Raw genomic sequence first — 19,981 nt, forward strand, 5'->3', positions numbered from 1 at the left:
GAGGCACGGTTTATAGATCAATTTTATTCAAAAAATAACTCTTTATATCATTCAAGCACTATTTTCGATTTATTAATTAGATAAGAATTTATTCGTAACAGCTTCAATGAAACAGCTGCGGTAAGCATCATCAACACTTTCAAAAGCCATCTGAATGTATTTCACACGATAATATAAATAGAAAAGAATCTTATTTACCAGCTTTAAATCAGTAATCTTAATATCATGCTTGAGACTTACCACAATAATATATTTAACTTCATATGGCTTATCCCAAATCATTTTAGTAGCCGGCTGATAAATTTCAATAAATTCCTTTTGCGTATGCTTATATTGGCAGAAAATCATCGCCACCTGTGAAGACTTATTATAATAGCTGAGATTTTGACCGCAGCTGAATAAGGAATCAAACATTTCCTCTGCCTTGCCATTTACCGCATGCTTATAGCACATCAGCTTCATAAATGTTACATAAACATCACAGTCAAATTTAGGATAAGTAGAGGTTATATTACTCATATGTTTAACAACTTCTGTAGAATAACCCTTAATAAATACCTCATTAAATAAATTCATCGTTTCATCCTCGATTCCCAGACCAGTAAATGTGACAAAAGGAATCGGGTAATAATTATAGGTTGAAGGTGTTTCAATTAAAGCGCAGTCATAATCGCTGAAATTGATCCGCCGCATTTCATATTGATTGTAGATATGCAGGGTATCAATCATATTGCCGCAGGATTTGCGCAGCATATCCGCTCGGGCATGTGCGACAGCCCGGCCAGCCTGTGAGATCACCGCCAGACGGCGTTTCGTATACTGATAATTAATCCGTTTCAGCATATAATCAATTAATAACGATATGGGTGTAAACACACTGGCATCAATTTCATCATTCAGAATTTCCTGGGAAATAGTAAGCATGACACGCGCCATCTGCATTGCCAGCGGTGATTTATCCGCCTCCGCTAGCTCATCACAATATGTAACCAGACGCATTTTCTTATTCGAATCATAATAAGAACGCAGATAAATCGGCATCAGCAGTGATTCAAAACTCGTGCGGAACACATCAAATAATTCCAATTCAAATAAATTGCCGCCCAATTCATTTTTCATGCATGCAATCAATTTATCCAGGTAATCACTTGTCTGTGAGATATGATCAACAGGAATAGTCGCCAGATCATCCTTATTGGACAAATCAATATCCCGATAACACATCAGCATCTTCGCAAATTGTAATTTTTCATCCTCATTATAATTGACGATATATTCAGTATTAAACACTTGTTCCGCAATCTTATATTCATATAAAGTTTTAATATGTGCGGCTGTCTTGGAATCAATTTTAACACCATGCCCGCTCATTAACCGATTCTGCATCAGGCAAAGATATGTAGCCATTTTCTTAGTATTGACATCCAGCACAGACATACAGCTCTCTCTGAGTATTTTCAATAAGGCATGACGAAGATCAGCATAATACTGATGGTCATCATAGAACATATGTTCAAATTCCTTCACATCATACTGTAATGAAATATCATGATACTGACTGCAGAATACCTCAACCATCAAATAACGGATATTTTCTTCACTGCCCTTAGGACTTAATCCCTTCCCAGGTGTTGAAACCAACTCAACATCATAACTGGCAAAGAAAGACGTAACCCAGGCAAGATCATTTTTAATAGCGGACTTTGTAAGGAAAAGCTGATCCGCTAAATCATCGACCAGCGTATATTCATGATAAAGCAGATTCTGCGCCATCATGATTCTTCTGGCTATTTTCTCCATATCCTCATTTCGGAAGAAGCCATATTCCTTTAACACCATTTCTTTAAACGCTAAATATTTAGCTGTATCGATGGGCTCAAGATAATAACCCTTGGAACGTGTAGATATGATATGAGCGATTTCCTCTTTCGATAATTCATCATTTAATTCCGCAATATCTGATTTAACCGTTCTTGCTGATGACAGGGAAAAATCTGCCAGATCATCAGAAGTCACTACACCATCATGATTCATGATTGCAAATAATATGGATAAATGGCGGCCTTTTGTGATTTTCATATTTAACCCTCTTTCACCCTTTATCTTATCATAGATTAACGTAAAAAGCTGATTATAAATTTTTACCAATCAAAAATCACTGCGAACGTGTTTATGCGTATTTCTTCATCCAGCCGCTCTTGAAGTAATGCACGGTACATAAAACCATCGCCAAAATCCAAGTTAATGTATAACCCCAGAATACTACCGCTATATTCTGAAAATACGGCATCGCAAAGAAAATCCAGATTTGACGGGCTACACAATAGCTGAAGGTAAGAATCAGCATCGGTGTAATCGCATCGCCGGCACCGCGCAGGGCTCCGCATAAGATATTGGAAACCGCGAGAAAGATATAACCAGGTACTAAGATGCTCATCATATAATGCCCGTAATACAAAACCTGTGATTCACTTGAAAAGATTGAAAGCAGACGGTCAGCCTGTGTAAAAATACCCAAAGAAAGAAGAATCGTAGCACATAGTGTCATGCTCATACAAATACGGATACCCTTTTTAACCCGCTCATATTCCCTAGCTCCCATGTTTTGACCGACAAAGGTTGTAATTGCCAGATTGAAGCTTTGTATCGGCAGATTGGCAAAGGCATCAATCTTGTTATAGCTGGAACAGCCAGCCATCGCAAATGAACCAAATGAATTGATCTGCGACTGCACAAGCAGGTTAGAAAAGGAAATGATTGACTGCTGAAGACCAGACGGCAGCCCGATTTTCACAACTCTCAGCAGGACATGTTTTTCAAAACGAATTTCTTTCAGTTTAATTCGATAATCATCTTTTACGGTAATTAAATGAAACAAGCCTAGCAGGCAGGAAGCACTCTGAGCAATTAAGGTTGCCCACGCGACGCCGGCTACCCCCATTTTAAAATAAATAACAAAGACTAAATCAAGCACAATGTTGATGCCGCAGCTGACGAACAAATAAATCAATGGCCGCCGTGAGTCACCGATTGCCCGCTGGATACCGGCGCACATATTGTAAAGCATGACCGGTACGATTCCTAAAAAGTATATCCGCAGATAAAGAATTGAACTGTCCAGCACATCTGCCGGCGTACCGGTCGCTGAGAGCATCCACGGTGACAGCAAATAACCGATTGCCATTAAAATCAAGCCGCTGCAGAAAGCCAGCGCTATTGATGTATGCACTGAATCATGCAGTCCTTCTTTATTCTTAGCACCGTAGTATTGAGAGACGATAACACCGGCCCCCGTTGACAGTCCCATAAAAAAACCAACCAGTAAATTAATGATTGGATTGCTTGCGCCAACGGCAGCCAAAGCCTGCGGTCCCACATAGTTACCGACCACTACTGAATCTACCGTATTATAAAGCTGCTGAAAAAGATTACCAATCAGCAGCGGGATTGTAAATATTAAAAGCTGTTTCCAAATGACACCCTCGCTCATCATTCCGCTATTTTTTCGTTCCATGCTGCACATCACCCCTGAATAATTTATTAGTATACTCTTATCATCGGGATTTTTAAAGTCTAATTTTTACACTTATGCATAAAGCAAAAGAAAAGCCATATCTTTCGATATGACTTATTCGTTATTTAATGATTGCAGGCAGCCAGTGAGAATCTGGTTCAAGCTCAAGCAGCTTCGCAACTGTTGAAGCTACATTGGCAAGACCAAAGTCACCCTCAGCAATTTCAACATCCTTATTATAAATAATAAATGGAACCTTATTTAGTGTATGAGAAGTCTTAGCCTTTGGCTTATCGCCTTCCTTCTTAGGTTTTTCATACATTTCATCAGCGTTGCCATGGTCAGCTGTTACGATCAGGATACCATTAACCTTCTTCACAGCCTTCATGATTCTTTCCAGACATAAGTCTACGGCTTCAACACCGATAATTGTAGCTTCATAGTTACCTGTATGACCAACCATATCACCATTAGGGAAATTCGTTCTCAGGAAATCATATTTGCCTGATTCAATCGCTTCAACTAAAGTATCCGTAATTTCCGCAGACTTCATCCAAGGGCGCTGTTCAAATGGTACAACATCAGATTTGATTTCTACCCAGTCTTCAAGTTCTTCTGAGAATTTCTGTGAGTTGTTGCCGTTCCAGAAATACGTTACATGTCCATATTTCTGTGTTTCTGAAATTGCGTAAGAACGAATGTTGTTCTTTACAAGATATTCAGATAATGTATGTTTGATCTTTGGCGGATAAACTAAGAAATTATTAGGAATCTTTAAATCGCCGTCATATTGCAGCATACCGGCATACATTACATCCGGTTTGCGGACACGGTCAAATTCGGTGAATACTTCACTGTCAAAGGCCAGTGAAATTTCCTGAGCGCGGTCGCCGCGGAAGTTAAATAATACAACGCTGTCGCCGTCTTCGATAGTGCCGACTGGTTTGCCGTCCTTGGCGATAACGAATGCTGGCAGATCCTGATCGATCACACCAGTTTCACTGCGGTAAGTCTCTACGGCTTCTTTAGCGCTGGCAAATTGTCTGCCTTCACCTAATACATGCGTATGCCAGCCAGCTTCAACCATTGGCCAGTTTGCTTGATAACGGTCCATCGTAATCTTCATACGGCCGCCGCCTGATGCGATGCAGGCATGGAAATGATCATCATTGACAGTGTTAAAGAATGCTTCAATCTGATCTAAATAAATCAATGCGCTGGTTTCCGGTACATCACGTCCGTCTAATAACGCGTGAACACGAACTTCTTTGATACCATCAGCCTTCGCCTGTTCAATTAATGCCATTAAATGATTAATATGTGAATGAACATTACCATCAGATAATAAGCCGATGAAATGCATCTTGCCATGATCTTTACATTTATCAACCAATGCCTTCCATGTATCTGTTTTAAAGATATCCTTGGATTCAATGGATTCATTTACTAATTTTGCGCCTTGGCTGTAAATTTGTCCGCAGCCTAATGCGTTATGACCAACCTCTGAATTTCCCATATCGCCATCGCTTGGCAAACCAACTGCTAAGCCATGGGCTTTAATTGCTGTATTTGGAGATGTTGCCTTTAATTCATGAAGTGTAGGCGTATATGCGTTATTAACCGCATTGCCATAATCTTTATCGCTAATACCGACACCATCCATTACTACTAATACTACCGGTCTTTTACTCATTTGAGTTTCCTCCTTCTTTACCTAATAAATATACCATTTTTTCAGATAAATGGCATTATAAACTATCTAAATTCGTGAATTAATTTGCATAATCGGCACTCAGTAAGCTGATTCGCGCATATACTGCAATAGCGGCGAATATAATATCGTCAGAAGGAGTGTGAATTTATGTGTGGTATTGCAGGTGTCTTGGACAGCCGGCATGATATTACGAATCAAAAGCCGATTTTCCGTGAAATGATGAATACATTAAAGAACCGTGGGCCTAATGATGAGGGTGTATATACAAATCGGCATGTGGCGCTGATTCATACACGGCTGGCTGTTGTCGATCCGGAAAATGGCCAGCAGCCAATGTTTTTTACGGAAGATAAAAAGCGTTACGTCATCGTTTATAACGGAGAATTATACAATACAAATCAGGTACGCAAGGAATTGATTGAGCTTGGTTATGAATTTAAATCACACAGTGATACAGAGGTGGTTCTAAGAGCCTATGTCGCATGGAAAGAGAAATGTGTAGACCATTTTAACGGCATCTTTGCTTTTGCGGTATGGGATGACGCGCAGGAGCGTTTATTCTTGGCCCGTGATCGGGTGGGTGTAAAACCGCTGTTTTATGCCGTTGTTCAAGATACATTCCTATTTGGCTCTGAGATTAAGGCATTGCTGGCTCATCCGCTGCTTGACGCTGAAATTGACGTGCACAGTATTGCCGAAATTATGCTGATTGGACCGGGAAGAACACCGGGTTATGGTGTATTTAAGCATGTAGAAGAGCTTAAACCTGGTGAGTATGCTTTTGTAAAGGGCTGTGAAATCGATAAGCATCGTTATTTTACCCTAAAGGATAAGCCGCATACGGACAATGAAGCACAGACAATCAGAAAAGTCCGTGAACTGGTAGTGGATGCCATCCAGCGTCAGCTAGTGTCAGATGTACCCATTGGTACCTTCCTGTCCGGCGGTCTTGATTCAAGTCTGATTTCCTCAGTCGCATCCCGTTATATGAAAGAGCGCGGCAAAAGGTTAAAGACCTTCTCCGTTGATTATGTAGATAACGCTAAATATTTTAAGGCCAGTCATTTTCAGCCGAACAGTGATGCTGATTTCATTGGCAAGATGGTTAAATATCTGGACAGCGACCACACCACGATCACCCTTGGCACCGACGATTTGATTGAGAGCCTGTTCTTAGCTGTTGATGCCAGAGATCTGCCGGGTATGGCCGATGTTGATGGTTCACTGCTGCTTTTTGCGAAAGAAATCAAAAAGCAAGTAACGGTGGCCTTATCCGGTGAATGCGCGGATGAAATCTTTGGTGGTTATCCATGGTATCGAGACAAGGATATCCGTGAAGCTGACGGCTTCCCATGGTCACAGAGTACCTTATACCGTGCTTCCTTTATGCAGGATAAATGGCTGAACGGCTTAACTGCCAATGATTATGTGCATTCGCGTTATCAGCAGACATGTGATGAGACAGATAAATTGCCCGGTACTTCCCCTTTAGAAGCCCGCATGAAAGAAATGATGAACCTGAATGTTAATTGGTTCATGCAGACGCTGCTTGACCGCAAAGACCGCATGAGCATGGCAAACGGCCTAGAGGTCAGGGTACCTTTCTGTGATACACGTATTCTTGAATATCTCTACACAGTGCCATGGTCACTAAAAGATTATGAAGGCCGGGAAAAAGGACTGCTGAGGGTTGCGATGAAGGATTATCTGCCTGATGAAATTCTATGGCGCAAAAAGAGTCCTTATCCTAAAACTCATCATCCCGCTTATTTACAAAAACTGCGGGAAATGCTCGATGACTTATTAAATGAGTGCAATGCCCCGCTGTGGCAGATTGTTAAACCGGAAGCGGCAAGAAAGCTGTTAACCGATGAAACCGCTCAGCCATGGTATGGTCAGCTGATGACGACACCACAGACAATTGCTTATTTCCTCCAAATCAATTATTGGCTTAAAAAGTATCATATTAAAATTAGTGAGTGATTTCACTTGCGCTGACTGTCACCTTTAAGTAAACTTAAGGTGAGGTGATTTCATGTTTAGAAAAATACTATTGAGCCTGTCACTGCTTAGTTGTTTTATGCTTCCAGTGCATGCTGAAGAAGCCCTGCGGGAAGATGAAACAGCATTGATTGAACGCTATGAAACATCAGTCTTTAAGCTAGGCAGCTGTGATGCCACGGAATATCCGAAAATGCCGAAGAGCTTCATTGAAGCCGCCCGGCAGGTAATTATTGAAAATGATTTTTCTGAAGAAGAAATCCAAATACTGAATCAGGGCTTTGATCAAATCCTAGAGATACTGGATACTTTTGTGAAAGCAAATGTTGTCATCACCGCAGATGAATTTAACACAGGACTGCGCGGTGAAGCCGATGACCGCTTTTATGACTTTACTGCCCTGCGATCTGATCTGCAGAAAGCCGCTTATCAGGCATATAATGACGCAGGTTATAAGGTGCTTGGCCTTGATGGCATCAAACCGCTGTTAGAAAAAGACGCGTCACTGAAAAAACCGATTGAAAACGATCCGCTTGAATTAGATGTTAAAGCTCAGTCAGCGAATGAAGGAATGAGTCTCTATGATACGATCAAGCTTATTGTTGAAGCGGCTTCGGCAGTAATTCTGCTGCTGGGAATTTATGGCTTCATCAAAAGTAAACGTAAATAAAAGAAGGAAGGTTTCTTCATTATGCACATTGCATTATGATTGAATCCCTTCCTTTTTATTATTATAGCTGATTCGCAAAACGGGTGATGGCTGCCAAACCATCCTTTAATACCTGTTCCTCACAGGCATAACCGATACGGAAGCTATGCGGCTGTTCAAAGCAGTCACCCGGTGTTACAAAGGCACCGGTCTTGGCATACATCTGTTTACAGAAAGTATAGGAATCAAGATCAAAATCATAATAAATCAGCGATGTTGTGCCAGCCTTAGGTTTTACATAAGAAAAATGCGGATTTTCAGCAATCCATTGATCAAGGATTGCCAAATTGTTTTGAATCAGCTGAATATTGCGTTCCAACAGCTTATCGGCATGCTTTAATGCGGCTGCCGCAATCATTTCATCCAGCATCCCACAACTGATCATATTATAATCACGATGTGATAAACATGCCTCAATTACCGCCTTATCCTTTGAAGCAACCCAGCCAAGACGGACACCGGCCAATGAGAAAATCTTCGACATACTGCTTACACTGATTCCCTTTTCATATAAATCTACAATGCTTTCGGTATAGCTGCCATCCTGATTCAGACCGCGGTATACCTCATCACAGAGAATATAGGCATCAACTGAACGGGCAATCGCTACAATTTCCTTTAAAATATCTAAAGGAATCAGCGCACCAGTAGGATTGTTTGGATTATTCAGACAAATCATTTTAGTTTTTTCATTCACCAATTGACGCAGCTCTTTCACATCTGGCAGATAATCATTTTCTTTCTTTAAATGTAAAAGCTGCACATCCGCATGAAAAGCCTCTGGGATTGAATAGAGCTGCTGATACGTCGGCAATACAGAAATAACCCGGTCCCCTGGCTCAATCAGCGAATAAAAGACTAAATGATTCGCGCCCGCTGCACCATGTGTTGACAGTACATTTTCAGGCTGGATATTACGATATCTGCCGCAGATTCCCGCTTTAAAAGGCGCCGCGCCCTGAATTGCGCCATAGGTGAGCCGCTGTGAAGCCAGATCATCTAAAAAAGCATTGCGATTAATGCCAGTCAACGCTAATAATTCATCAAGCGAAATTGAATCAACACATGTTTCCGCAATATTATAAACCGCATCATCCTCATATTCATTCATCCATTCCTCTACTTTAAATGGTTTAATTTTCATATATTTCCACCTCGCAACATTATCATAAACAATTGAAAGGAATTCCTCAATGGTCAAAATAAAAAATTAATCAACATTTTTTGGTTAAAATACAAAACTAATCTTTAGTATTTTCATTCATTAACACAAACCACATCAGCTGTGATTCAAAGTAATCAGGTTCATGATCAGCTGTAAGTGCTTCTTTGATCCGCCCCAGACGATAACGCACTGTGTTCTTATGTACATGAAGCAGCTTTGCCGCCTTTACAACATCACCCTGAGCCATAACATATGCCTGCGCGGTCTGCATAAGATCCTCATGACTGCTTTCTTTTTCAATCATTGATTTCATATCAGCACAATAATTGCGCACCCATAAATTATCTCTTAATGGATAAATCAGCTGAAAGATGCCGATATCCGTAAAGGATACGTGAGGCAGCTTAAACTTGTCTGCATATTCATAGGCAAACAGGCTTTCCTTGAGAGCCAGATCTATTTCATCTAAATTGTCATGGCGCTTGCCAAAACCGATTGGCTGTGTTTTTTCCCGGATGCTCTCCGGATGCAGATTGCCCACTAAAAAGCTGCCTTCTTCATATGCATAACAGAAGCAATCACTGGCTCTGAGATAGGCTGGCGGCATCTTCTTTTTCACATAAGCGGCACTAAAAGGAACCGATAGATTAGGGAATAGCTCTTCAGCCAAGACCCGCTGACTGCCGGCGGATAATTTTTCATTCATCAGCAGCTTTAGTTTTTGTTCGTTTAATTCTTCATTTCCCCGCGCTTCAATCAATGCGCTCAGCTCAGTGATTAAAGTCTCAAAATAACCGCCTTCACGTTTAAACATCAAGATTGGAAATGCTTGCTAATTCGCGTACTCAATAACCTCATTCGGCAGCTCATGATAATAAATCTCCTTGATTGCCAAGGCAGACGCGCCATCCTGAATCAAGAGCTTAATGGATTTTAAAATCATTTCCGGGTGATGCTTCGCAAACAGCAGACTCGTTAATACAAAGGCTTCCTTCTCAAAAAGGCCGAAGGGTTCTGAATCACTAAGTGCGTCATATTCAAAATCAAGGATGTTTACCTTGCTGACAGAACGATTGAGACCATTGATACCGGCGGCGATACGAAAAGCGGAAAACGCAGGCTGCTGCAGTAATTCTGAAATCTTGATGCTCATTGCGCAGACAGCTCATTCAGCTTGGCTAAAGTATCCAGCTTCAGCTTTTCACGCAGCCTTTTCATATAGGCAAACTCTTCGCATTCCTTTTGACCGTGTGTTTGATTTAATTCATATTCCAGCTCAATCCATGTATCCAGCGCCGCCTCATTATGCTGGAGCACTACCTCACACTTATCGATACATTTATATAATCTCGCTTCCGGTGTTTTCAGTTCATCCATCTCCTCAAACAAGGCTTTTAAAGTATCCTTAAAAGAACCGCTGACTGTGCTTAACAGCTGATCGATCGCATCCAGCTCAACCACTTCATCCGTTGCGGTTTTATAAAAGGTCGGAATATCTCCGGTAATTGCCTCGCCAAGATCATGAATCAGACACATCTTGATGACCTTATTCATATCCAGCTCGCTGAATTCATCAGCCACAGCCATTGCCATTAGGCCCATCCGCCAGCTATGCTCTGCCACACTTTCATGACGGCCGCTGCTTGTCCAGCTATGTCTTGTGTTGCACTTTAACTTTTCTGCAATATTCATAAAGACGATACATTCATTGATATCCATTTTCCGCACTCACTTTCCAGTATTTTTACTTTAAGTGTATTATAGCATTTAAGCCGCTGAACTTCGATTGCTGATTCTGCATTTACTCACTGAATGCTTCTGTTCAGCTTAAAATCATTCACTTTCGACATGATTTGATGTAAAATGAAAAACAAATGGAGGCTTTATGAAAAAAATAGAACTTGAAGATTTTTCTAATTATCAATATTTATCAGAAATTAAACTTACTGAAGATGGGAAGCGCTGCCTGTTTGTTGTCAGTCAGGCTGATTTGGATCACAACAGCTATCAGCATCACATCTGGATGGCTGACTTAATCAACAACAAGGTTATGCAATGCAGCGGCGGCGGCAAGGAACGCGGTATAATCCTAGAATCCGCAGACACTATTTTATTTCCTGCTGACCGTGACGGGCTTGTTAAGAAAGCGAACGCAGAGCATCAGGAGTGCAGTGCCTATTACCGTTTAAATTTAAACGGCGGTGAAGCGGTTTTAGCCTTTACCTTACCGCTTGCCGTTACCTCTTTAAAACTCATCGATGAACAATATGCGGTTGCGATTGCCAATGTGGATCTGAATAAACCTGATCTTTCTGCTTTAAGCGGTGACGAATTAAAACAGACGATTCAGGCACTGAATGAAGAAAAGGATTATGAGGTACTTGATGAGCTGCCTTACTGGTTCAATAATCAGGGCTTTATCAACAAGCACCGCAAACAGGCTTTTCTGGTCAATCTGCAAACCGGCGAACACAGCCTGCTCTCACCAACCTTAATGAATGTCAATGAAATGGCACTCAGTGAGGATAAGAAGACATTGATCCTATGCGGCAGTGAGTATCAGGATATCCGCCAGCCTTATTCAGTCATTCTTAAAGTTAATCTTGATACTAAGGAAACGGAACCATTATTGGCAGATAATCAATATAATGTCAGTCATATCGCATTAAGTAAGGATTGTTTAATCTTTACCGGCACAGATTTAAAAACATGGGGTACAAATGAAAATGATAAATTCTTTGCCTGTGATCTGCATACTAAAGAGCTGACATGTTTCTTTGATCCTGACTGGGGCATCGGCTCAAGCGTTGGTTCTGACGCGAAGCTCTATGGCGGCATCAGTTTTAAATATGTCAACGATAAGCTATACTTTATCGCTACGGTGGATAATGCGTCTAATCTGTATGAATTAACATTAGATGGTGAATGCAAGGCGCTGACTCAGCAGGAAGGCAGTGTTGAATGCTTTGATATAGTTGATGAAACAGTAGTATTTATCGGTATGCGTAATATGCTGCTTCAGGAAGTCTATCAGCTGAAGCAAAATCAGGAAATAAGACTGAGTGATATCAATACGGCTGCCTTAGCGGATACTTATGTAGCCAAGCCTGAGAAGCTTTCCTTTATCAATGAGGATCAGGAACGGGTAGACGGCTGGGTGCTGAAGCCTTATAATTATGATCCGGATAAGAAATATCCGGCGATTCTGGACATTCACGGCGGACCTAAGGTGGTCTATGGCGAAACCTTCTTTCATGAGATGCAGGCGTGGGCATCACAGGGTTATTTTGTATTCTTTGCCAATCCGCATGGCAGTGACGGCCGCGGGAATCGATTCATGCATATGGTAAACCGCTATGGTACCATTGATTATAATGATTTAATGACCTTTACTGATGAGGTATTAAAACAATATCCAGCGATTGATCATCAGCATATCGCGGTAACCGGCGGCAGCTACGGCGGTTTCATGACGAATTGGATCATCGGCCATACAAATCGTTTCTGCTGCGCGGGCAGTCAGCGTTCAATAGCTAACTGGATCAGTAAATCATTAACGACTGATATTGGCTATTATCATAACATGACTCAAATGGCCGCGACACCTTGGCAAGACGTTTCAAAGATGTGGGACTTTTCACCTTTAAAATATGCGGATCAATGTGTCACCCCTACCTTATTTATTCAATCTGATGAGGATTATAGATGCTGGATGTGTGATGCCATGCAGATGTTTCATGCCTTAAAGCTTCATCATGTAGAGACGAGAATGTGTTTATTTAAGGGTGAAAATCATGAGTTATCAAGAAGCGGTAAACCAAAGCATCGGCTGAGACGATTAAAAGAGCTGACTCATTGGTTTGATCGATATTGTAAATAGAAAACAAGCTGTGTTCTAAAATTCTGAAACACAGCTTTTATTTTACCTTTTCAACAAGCAGATCACGCATTGCTCTGGCCGCGATGCTTAAGCCATGGTGGGTATCCTGGATCAGACAAATCGTGCGGTCTAATGTTTTTTCAACTAATTGTATTTCAATGATTTCACCTTTACTTAACGCTTCCTGAGCAAATTCAGCCGGAATAAAACCTAAACCCAGACTGTTTTTTACCATTGGCAGAATTAAATCAGAGGTCGCAACTTCAATATCAGGTTCCCATTCCAAGCCATGATCCAGATAGAATTTATTATAAAGCTCATAGGTACGGGTATTCTGAGCCAAGCTGATCAGCGGATATTGCGTCAGTTCTTTTAGATGCAGCTTTTTATTGGCTAATGATGTGAAAGATGATGAAGCTATCAATATTTCATGAATTGTTTTAAGTTTAATTTCTTGGAGTGAACCGCTGACTTTAGTAGGTGATGTCACCACCGCAAAATCAATTTGACCGCTTTTTAACGCATTGATGGCCTGCGGGGTCGTATAATTGAAGATTTTCAAACGCACAGCCGGATAAGCCTCATGAAATTGACGCAGGATGGGCAGCAATAAACCATGCAGCGCTGTTTCACTGGCACCGATATAGAGAATGCCGCTTTGCAGACCAGCATTTTGCGACAGCTCAGCCTCACCTCTCTGCAGCTGTTCAAAGGCGATGGCAGCATGTTTATAAAGCTGCTCCCCTTCAGCCGTTAACGTGATGCCGCGGTTATTTCTGATAATCAGCCGGCAGCCTAATTCATTTTCAAGATTATTGATCACCCGGGTTACATTGGGCTGACTGCTCATTAATGCAGCCGCTGCCTGTGTCATGCTGCGATATTTTGCGACATAGTAAAAGATACGGTAATATTCAAAATTAACAGCCATCAGCAACCTCCCGGATATAACTATTTATGATATCAGCTATATCAACTATATATTATTCATCTGATACTATATAGAGTATAATACGAAGCTGGTTAGGGTTCAATCTTTTATACAAAATAACGAAGGGATGATGGGTATGAATAACGATTTAACCGTAGGAAAGCCGTCAAGTGTCTTGTGGAGATTCTGCTTGCCGCTGTTTGGCAGTATTCTCTTTCAGCAGCTGTATAATATCGCTGACAGTTTTGTGGCGGGCAAATTCATCGGTGAACAGGCATTGGCTGCGGTCGGCAACAGCTATGAAGTAACCTTGATCTTTATAGCCTTTGCATTTGGCTGCAACATTGGCTGTTCGGTCGTTGTATCACAGCTATTCGGTGCTAAAAACTATCGTGATATGAAAACCGCGGTCACCACAACATTAATTGCCAGTGCTGTTTTATGCGGCTTATTAATGCTGGGCGGCCTGACCCTTTGTACTCTGCTGTTAGAGCTGATCCATACACCCTCAGAAATAATCGCAGCTTCAAAATTATATCTGGATATCTATATCTTAGGACTTCCTTTTATGTTTTTCTATAATGTTTCAACCGGTATCTTCTCAGCATTGGGTGATTCACGGACACCCTTTATTTTTCTGGCGGTTTCCTCATTATCCAATATTGCCGTCGATATCCTTTTCGTTAAAGCATTCCAGATGGGGGTGGCCGGTGTCGCATGGGCAACCTTTCTCTGTCAGGGGATCAGCTGTATCCTCGCGCTTACCGTCGTATTAAAACGGCTTGCCGCAATTAAAACGGAAGGCCATGCGCAGCTTTATTCATGGGAAATGTTTGGCAGAATCGCGCGGATTGCCGTCCCAAGCATCCTCCAGCAAAGCTTTATCTCTGTGGGCAACATACTCATTCAAAGCGTCATCAACAGCTTCGGTGCCAGTGTGATCGCCGGGTATTCAGCCGCGGTTAAACTGAATAACATGGTCATTACCTCATTTACTACCTTGGGCAACGGAATCTCTAATTATACAGCGCAAAACCTCGGTGCTGATAAGCCGCAGCGAATCAAAGAAGGCTTTCATGCCGGCATCAAAATGGTTTGGCTGATTTGTGTGCCGCTCGTGCTGCTGTATCTGTGTGCCGGCCGCTGGCTGATTTATATCTTTATGGATCATTCAACCGGTCTGGCGATAGATACGGGCGTTCAATTTCTAAGTATCCTATCCCCCTTCTACTTCATCGTATCCGCTAAACTGGTTGCCGACGGCATTCTGCGCGGAGCCGGTATGATGTCACAATTCATGACAGCGACATTTACCGATTTACTGCTGCGTGTAATTTTAGCCGCTGTGCTTTCACGGTTCTTTGCGACAGCCGGCATCTGGTTCGCATGGCCGATCGGCTGGACAATTGCCACAGCCTTATCACTTTTCTTCTACCGCAAAGGCACTTGGATCATTGCCGATCAAAAAGCTCAGCTAGTCAGCGCAAATTAAAACAAGAAAGCATGCGCTGCCGGCTTGATTATAACAGTCTGGAAAAGGCCAGCAGAATCAGAAAGGCTCCGCTCAGCCATGACAGATCCCAGCGCAGACGTCCTTTCATCACCTTGCCAATCAGCAATCCCAGCTGTACAAACAATACACAGACAATAAAATTCACCAGATAAAGACTGATCGAGGGTGTGATCGATAAACCATAGGCAAAACCGCTGGCTAAGGAATCCATGGATAAGGCTGTAGCAAGCATAATCGCCTCTTTTACTGAAAGCGTATTGGAATTATCCACATCTGCTTTCTTTTCATCTTCCGCAATCTCCAGCAGCAATACGATATTCTTAAATTTCACACACATCGGCTGTCGTTTTAATCTTCCCAGCCAGCTTTTCCAAAGACTCTTAAACAAGGAACAGCAGCCTAAAAGCATCAGCAGACCCGCGCTTAACGCCAATGCCAGCTGTTCATTTAATAAGCTTTGAATCAACGCTGCGAAGCTTAAAGACAAGAATAAAAAAAGCGTACCAATAAAAGCGATAATCACTGAGGCAGAACGGTTCACCTTCATGTTATCCAACCCATAGGTGATACTTACCAGAAACGCATCAAAGCTCAAGGCCATGACGAGAAATAACCATTCAATCATAACTCACCTCAACCTAGTTTATAGCTAAGACAGCGTTGTGTGAATATAAAAGCCAGACCGAAGTCTGACTTGCTTTTTATAATTCCTGTATATTTCCTTGTTTATCAGCTAATAATACACTGAGCTTCAGCTGTTTTTTCACCACTGGAGAAATCTCGTTCCACTGTCTGCGGGTCATTGGTGAATCATTAAATGCCAGACTATAATGAATTGAAGGGTCCTGAATTTTTGTAATTAATTCGGTGACTTTACTAGGCAGTGTCTGCTTTCTTCCCCTTTTAATTCCCTGAACATTGATCACCCAGCGTTCATTCTCATGCTGAGCTAATATTTCATTTTTAATTTCTGTATAATCCCAACCATGCTCATCCAGCCATGAACGGATCAATTTACTCAAATCCTCCGTACTGCGTTTCATTTTCTGCTTTTTAGCCAATGCCTTTTCTTCCGGTGACTTGCTTGGTCTTCCGCGCTTCTTACTTGGGAATAAACGTTCCCGGCTGTCTAATTCATCTGTACGATATAGAATTACCAAATGTGAACCAAATCCTGTCTGCCCTTTTGGTCTTCTCAGAATTTCATCCCCCGTCAATGCCAGCTTATACATCGCCTGACAGCATGTCGGCATCGTCGCGTGATTTGGTGACACCTCCGCATGCAGCCCTTTGGAAGAAATTTCGATCGTTTTTAACCCCGCCTTGGCTGCATCTTGTTTTTTCTTTTCTAAAATTTCTAAGTAATCTTTAATACCTGGACCTTTCATTTCGAAATCCTCCTTCAATTGCTACTATTGTAGCGCTTTGGTTTTGTCGAAATCACGCACATAGTGTCACTGATATGAAAAAGAATATCAAAATTTGATGTATAATAGGTAAAAGAGGTGATTTTCATGAACAAGAATATCATAAAGCGTATTTTAAATCTGATTGACACGCTGGAAATTAATAAAACTTCAATTCGTTCCCTGATCTCACAACTGGAAAAAGAGTTAAAATTACAGTTTTGTGAAACCAGCCGGGACAGTATTGAAGAAGTGATCAGAATTCTTCAGGCCACCGGCAACCTTAAAACGCTGGAGGACGGCATCGATCTGTCACAGCCGGCAACTGTTTATGCGAAAAGCTATGAGAAATCTGAATGTGAAGCCGCTGCCTTGTTTGAATGCTGCATCCGTGAAATGAAATATCGTCAAGTCCTTTTATCCTATCTGGATCTTACTTTTCATCCGATTGATCTGATGGCTGATCTTGGCTGTGAGGATCTTGTCTATTTGATGCAGAACAGTATCTTATTTATTGAAGTAGACGAAGCCCTGTGCCGTTTTAATCCTAACCTGAAACAATATATTGAATGGGTTCTTGAAGATTATGAAAATAAACGGCCGATTATTTCAAGCTGTGTCCGTGCTTTATACACGCGTGACATTTACCGCGCTAAGAAAAAGCTGGAAATGCGCAACACTGATTATAAAATGATTGCTTATGACAGCTGTGATGTAATTTTGGATATCCTGCCTGCGATGGGGATTCCTGTTGATCGTGATGAATCGAAAGAGCTGCAGACTTTTTTCAAGGACTGCCTGTTCAATGAGTTTAACCATTGCTGCGCGATCTGCGGTATCCATCTGCCGCAGATGCTGATTGCCAGTCATATTAAACCATTCCGTGACTGTGCCCATGTTTATGAAGCGATGGATAACAACAACGGCCTGCTGCTGTGCCGCAATCATGATTATTTGTTTGATCAGGGATATATCAGCTTTGAAGAAAACGGTCAGCTGATCATCTGTTCAGAATTATTAAATGATCCGCATTTTAAAGCGTATGGTATTAACACAGCTATTCGGTTAAAGGAACGCTACTGCACTCAGAGCCGGGTTAAATTTTTCAAATATCACAAGAAAAACTACTTTAGAAAGCAAAAATAAAAAGACCTCACAGGGTCTTTCTTTAATTTACTTTCCGTCTGATGGTTCAAGTGAAAATACCTGTTCACCATCTTGTGAAACCAGCAGTTTTCCACGCGCATAACGCTTCACATAGTCAGGATTCTGCAGCTTCTCTTTTTCTTCTTCAAGATCAGCACGCTCAGCCTCTATTTCACTCGCCACAACCTGTGCTTCCGCAAGGTTTTGCTGTAACTCTCTAGTTGTCATGACTTCATTGAAGACATTGTAAATAAAGATACATGAAAAGGCAATAAGAACAACGTTCTTTGCGTGAGACAGTAATTTGCTACGCTTCTTGTTGCCGGATGCTTTCGCATTATCCATTTCTTGTCCTCCCTTTTTTAAGCCTACCCTACTTGTTATTATAGCATACATTTTCTTTTTGACAAGCCTGACAGAGTGAACAATTGGTTTAAAAAGTGATATAAATCTAATATAAAAGGGCAAAAATAGTAAATAAATCCATTTATAGAAGCAGTAGAAGCCAATCGCAAAGAGCGCTATACAGTAAATCTGGGTTTCACCGCCATTAATTTGATAGAGACAATAATAAAAAACACACGTTGCAGACAAGGTTAACAGTGTCGTCCAAAAACAGCGGGCAAGCCTTGAGAAACGAGCGCTGATCAATGAATATAGGCTGAAAATCATAGCAAACATAACACCGCCGAGAAAATGCGCAATCAATGACTGCAGCTGCTGCGGCAAAAGCATTATTTAAAAAGCCTGCTGATCAGTGATTCCTTGCCGTTTCCTTTCTTATTGGTGATGTATTCAATTGAATCAATAACACCCTTTATGATTACATCGCCATGATCAGTATCCATCTTGGCAAGGGTTAAATCTTTACCATGCACGACCATCCAGCCCTGTGATGTATCCATTAAAAATTCATTCGCGTCAAAGCTGTCAATTAATTTTACACCTGAAAGTTCTAATACTTTTCTGTCTTTAAGCGACAGGTTATGGTAAGGATTGGTTTCAAAGTGGAAGCCATTTGCTGTATCATTCATAGATATCCCTCCTGCTATATCCTATGAAATTATTCACTTTCTTATGCGTTTAATTTTGTCTGATTGATTTGCTGCTTGCGAAAATCAGAAGGACTCTGTTTGTAATATTTACGAAATGTCTCTGCATAATAGCTGGCACTGCCAAAGCCTGTAATTAAAGCAATTTCACTCACCGTAAAATCAGTATCCCGCAGATAGTCAAGACTCTTATTCAATCGATATTGGTTTAGGTAAGCAATCGGTGTCTGTGTGAAAAACTTTTTAAATAACTGACAGCATTTACTCTCCCCAACTGAACCCGCCGCTGCTATTTCTTTTAAAGTTATCGTTTCCGCATAATTTTTCTGAATATAACCAACCATGTTGCGGATGATTGTCAGATTGCCTGACTGTTTTTTCAGCACTGTTTCAACAGGCAGATTATCGCAAAGATAAAACCAAATGGCAGAAAAAGCAGCCTGACAATACAAAGGGGATGCGTTTTTATGTCTGTTTTCATAGATAGCAACAATCTGTTTGAGGATTTCAGACTGCCAGTCAGTATGCTTATTCAATTTGACATAAGGCAGTGCGTCATTATTGATTAAGGGTGAAACAAATTCCTGTTCATATGCTAATGTTGTACATAGCAGCAGCGGATGAAATAAAATACAGATATAGTCACAGTCCTTTTGCTCATTTGAAAAACCATAATGTACCTGTCTTGAATTGACAAATATTCCTTCTCTCTCATGCAGTCGGATTATATTGCCATTCACATTGTAATCCATGAAGCCGCTTATTATATAGATAAGTTCAATATCATCATGCCAGTGACTCGGAGCTGTATAGTTCAGACACTGAGAAAGCATTGCCCTGCGGATATAGATTGGATAATTCAGTGAATCATAGTGTACCTTTTCTGATCGATCATCCTTTAGTTCAATTGTCATATACTTCACCTCACAGGATTGTTATTGAATTTGATA

General features: G+C 41.2%; 18 protein-coding genes and 1 pseudogene. 5 read left to right on the forward strand and 14 right to left on the reverse strand.

What is annotated here, in order from left to right:
• Positions 1–72: 72 nt before the first annotated feature.
• The 3 genes from DAHG_RS15345 to gpmI form a co-directional block, all read right to left on the reverse strand.
• Complete coding sequence (locus DAHG_RS15345; RefSeq protein ID WP_022939231.1) at positions 73–2,079, reverse strand: BglG family transcription antiterminator; 2,007 nt, start codon at positions 2,077–2,079, stop codon at positions 73–75.
• 91 nt (positions 2,080–2,170) lie between these two features.
• Positions 2,171–3,514 carry an MATE family efflux transporter gene (locus DAHG_RS15350; protein ID WP_022939232.1) on the reverse strand — a complete coding sequence of 448 codons (1,344 nt, stop codon included), beginning with the start codon at positions 3,512–3,514 and terminating at the stop codon, positions 2,171–2,173.
• Positions 3,515–3,635: 121 nt separating this feature from the next.
• On the reverse strand, positions 3,636–5,207 hold the full coding sequence (gene gpmI / locus DAHG_RS15355; protein WP_022939233.1) for a 2,3-bisphosphoglycerate-independent phosphoglycerate mutase: 1,572 nt from the start codon (positions 5,205–5,207) through the stop codon (positions 3,636–3,638).
• Between the two features lie 168 nt (positions 5,208–5,375).
• Here gpmI and asnB point away from each other — a divergent pair, with 168 nt between their 5' ends.
• Together asnB and DAHG_RS15365 are read left to right on the forward strand one after the other, a co-directional pair.
• A complete protein-coding gene (gene asnB, locus DAHG_RS15360) occupies positions 5,376–7,211 on the forward strand; it encodes an asparagine synthase (glutamine-hydrolyzing) (protein WP_022939234.1) in 1,836 nt (611 codons plus the stop codon).
• Positions 7,212–7,263: 52 nt separating this feature from the next.
• Positions 7,264–7,899 carry a hypothetical protein gene (locus DAHG_RS15365; RefSeq protein ID WP_022939235.1) on the forward strand — a complete coding sequence of 212 codons (636 nt, stop codon included), beginning with the start codon at positions 7,264–7,266 and terminating at the stop codon, positions 7,897–7,899.
• 61 nt (positions 7,900–7,960) lie between these two features.
• Here the strand turns inward: DAHG_RS15365 and DAHG_RS15370 are convergent, their stop codons facing one another.
• The 4 genes from DAHG_RS15370 to DAHG_RS15385 form a co-directional block, all read right to left on the reverse strand.
• Positions 7,961–9,082, reverse strand: coding sequence for an aminotransferase (locus tag DAHG_RS15370; protein ID WP_022939236.1), 1,122 nt, complete (start codon positions 9,080–9,082; stop codon positions 7,961–7,963).
• A gap of 97 nt (positions 9,083–9,179) precedes the next feature.
• Positions 9,180–9,917 (reverse strand): PucR family transcriptional regulator, encoded by a 738-nt coding sequence (locus DAHG_RS15375; RefSeq protein WP_022939237.1) that lies wholly within the window; start codon positions 9,915–9,917, stop codon positions 9,180–9,182.
• Between the two features lie 18 nt (positions 9,918–9,935).
• Positions 9,936–10,256 carry a PucR family transcriptional regulator ligand-binding domain-containing protein gene (locus DAHG_RS15380; RefSeq protein WP_022939238.1) on the reverse strand — a complete coding sequence of 107 codons (321 nt, stop codon included), beginning with the start codon at positions 10,254–10,256 and terminating at the stop codon, positions 9,936–9,938.
• A complete protein-coding gene (locus DAHG_RS15385) occupies positions 10,253–10,822 on the reverse strand; it encodes an HD domain-containing protein (protein ID WP_022939239.1) in 570 nt (189 codons plus the stop codon). Before DAHG_RS15385 ends, DAHG_RS15380 begins: the two co-directional genes overlap by 4 nt.
• A gap of 166 nt (positions 10,823–10,988) precedes the next feature.
• Here DAHG_RS15385 and DAHG_RS15390 point away from each other — a divergent pair, with 166 nt between their 5' ends.
• A complete protein-coding gene (locus DAHG_RS15390; RefSeq protein ID WP_022939240.1) occupies positions 10,989–12,983 on the forward strand; it encodes an alpha/beta hydrolase family protein in 1,995 nt (664 codons plus the stop codon).
• Positions 12,984–13,020: 37 nt separating this feature from the next.
• Here the strand turns inward: DAHG_RS15390 and DAHG_RS15395 are convergent, their stop codons facing one another.
• Positions 13,021–13,914 (reverse strand): LysR family transcriptional regulator, encoded by an 894-nt coding sequence (locus DAHG_RS15395; RefSeq protein WP_022939241.1) that lies wholly within the window; start codon positions 13,912–13,914, stop codon positions 13,021–13,023.
• Between the two features lie 136 nt (positions 13,915–14,050).
• On the opposite strand from DAHG_RS15395, the gene DAHG_RS19925 reads away from it, so the two are divergent.
• Positions 14,051–15,406 (forward strand): MATE family efflux transporter, encoded by a 1,356-nt coding sequence (locus DAHG_RS19925; protein ID WP_034457396.1) that lies wholly within the window; start codon positions 14,051–14,053, stop codon positions 15,404–15,406.
• Positions 15,407–15,434: 28 nt separating this feature from the next.
• On the opposite strand, the gene DAHG_RS15405 is transcribed toward DAHG_RS19925, so the two are convergent.
• Positions 15,435–16,052 (reverse strand): manganese efflux pump, encoded by a 618-nt coding sequence (locus tag DAHG_RS15405; RefSeq protein ID WP_022939243.1) that lies wholly within the window; start codon positions 16,050–16,052, stop codon positions 15,435–15,437.
• 76 nt (positions 16,053–16,128) lie between these two features.
• Complete coding sequence (locus DAHG_RS15410) at positions 16,129–16,815, reverse strand: hypothetical protein (RefSeq protein WP_022939244.1); 687 nt, start codon at positions 16,813–16,815, stop codon at positions 16,129–16,131.
• Positions 16,816–16,941: 126 nt separating this feature from the next.
• Here DAHG_RS15410 and DAHG_RS15415 point away from each other — a divergent pair, with 126 nt between their 5' ends.
• Complete coding sequence (locus DAHG_RS15415) at positions 16,942–17,979, forward strand: HNH endonuclease (RefSeq protein ID WP_022939245.1); 1,038 nt, start codon at positions 16,942–16,944, stop codon at positions 17,977–17,979.
• A 27-nt stretch (positions 17,980–18,006) separates the two neighbouring features.
• Here the strand turns inward: DAHG_RS15415 and DAHG_RS21455 are convergent, their stop codons facing one another.
• From DAHG_RS21455 to DAHG_RS15430, 4 genes and pseudogenes are all read right to left on the reverse strand, one after another.
• The gene (locus DAHG_RS21455; RefSeq protein ID WP_060694836.1) at positions 18,007–18,324 is read right to left on the reverse strand and encodes an FtsB family cell division protein; all 318 of its coding nucleotides are present in this window, start codon (positions 18,322–18,324) and stop codon (positions 18,007–18,009) included.
• Between the two features lie 147 nt (positions 18,325–18,471).
• Positions 18,472–18,714 (reverse strand): annotated as a pseudogene (gene yabQ, locus DAHG_RS22170) (spore cortex biosynthesis protein YabQ); the annotation flags it as partial.
• A complete protein-coding gene (gene yabP, locus DAHG_RS15425; RefSeq protein WP_022939247.1) occupies positions 18,714–19,013 on the reverse strand; it encodes a sporulation protein YabP in 300 nt (99 codons plus the stop codon). The pseudogene yabQ and the gene yabP, both read right to left, overlap by 1 nt.
• Positions 19,014–19,054: 41 nt before the next feature.
• Positions 19,055–19,945 carry an AraC family transcriptional regulator gene (locus DAHG_RS15430; protein WP_022939248.1) on the reverse strand — a complete coding sequence of 297 codons (891 nt, stop codon included), beginning with the start codon at positions 19,943–19,945 and terminating at the stop codon, positions 19,055–19,057.
• Between the last annotated feature and the right edge of the window lie 36 nt (positions 19,946–19,981).

Source organism: Dielma fastidiosa (assembly GCF_000313565.1).
GTDB classification, from domain to species: Bacteria; Bacillota_I; Bacilli_A; order Erysipelotrichales; family Erysipelotrichaceae; genus Dielma; species Dielma fastidiosa.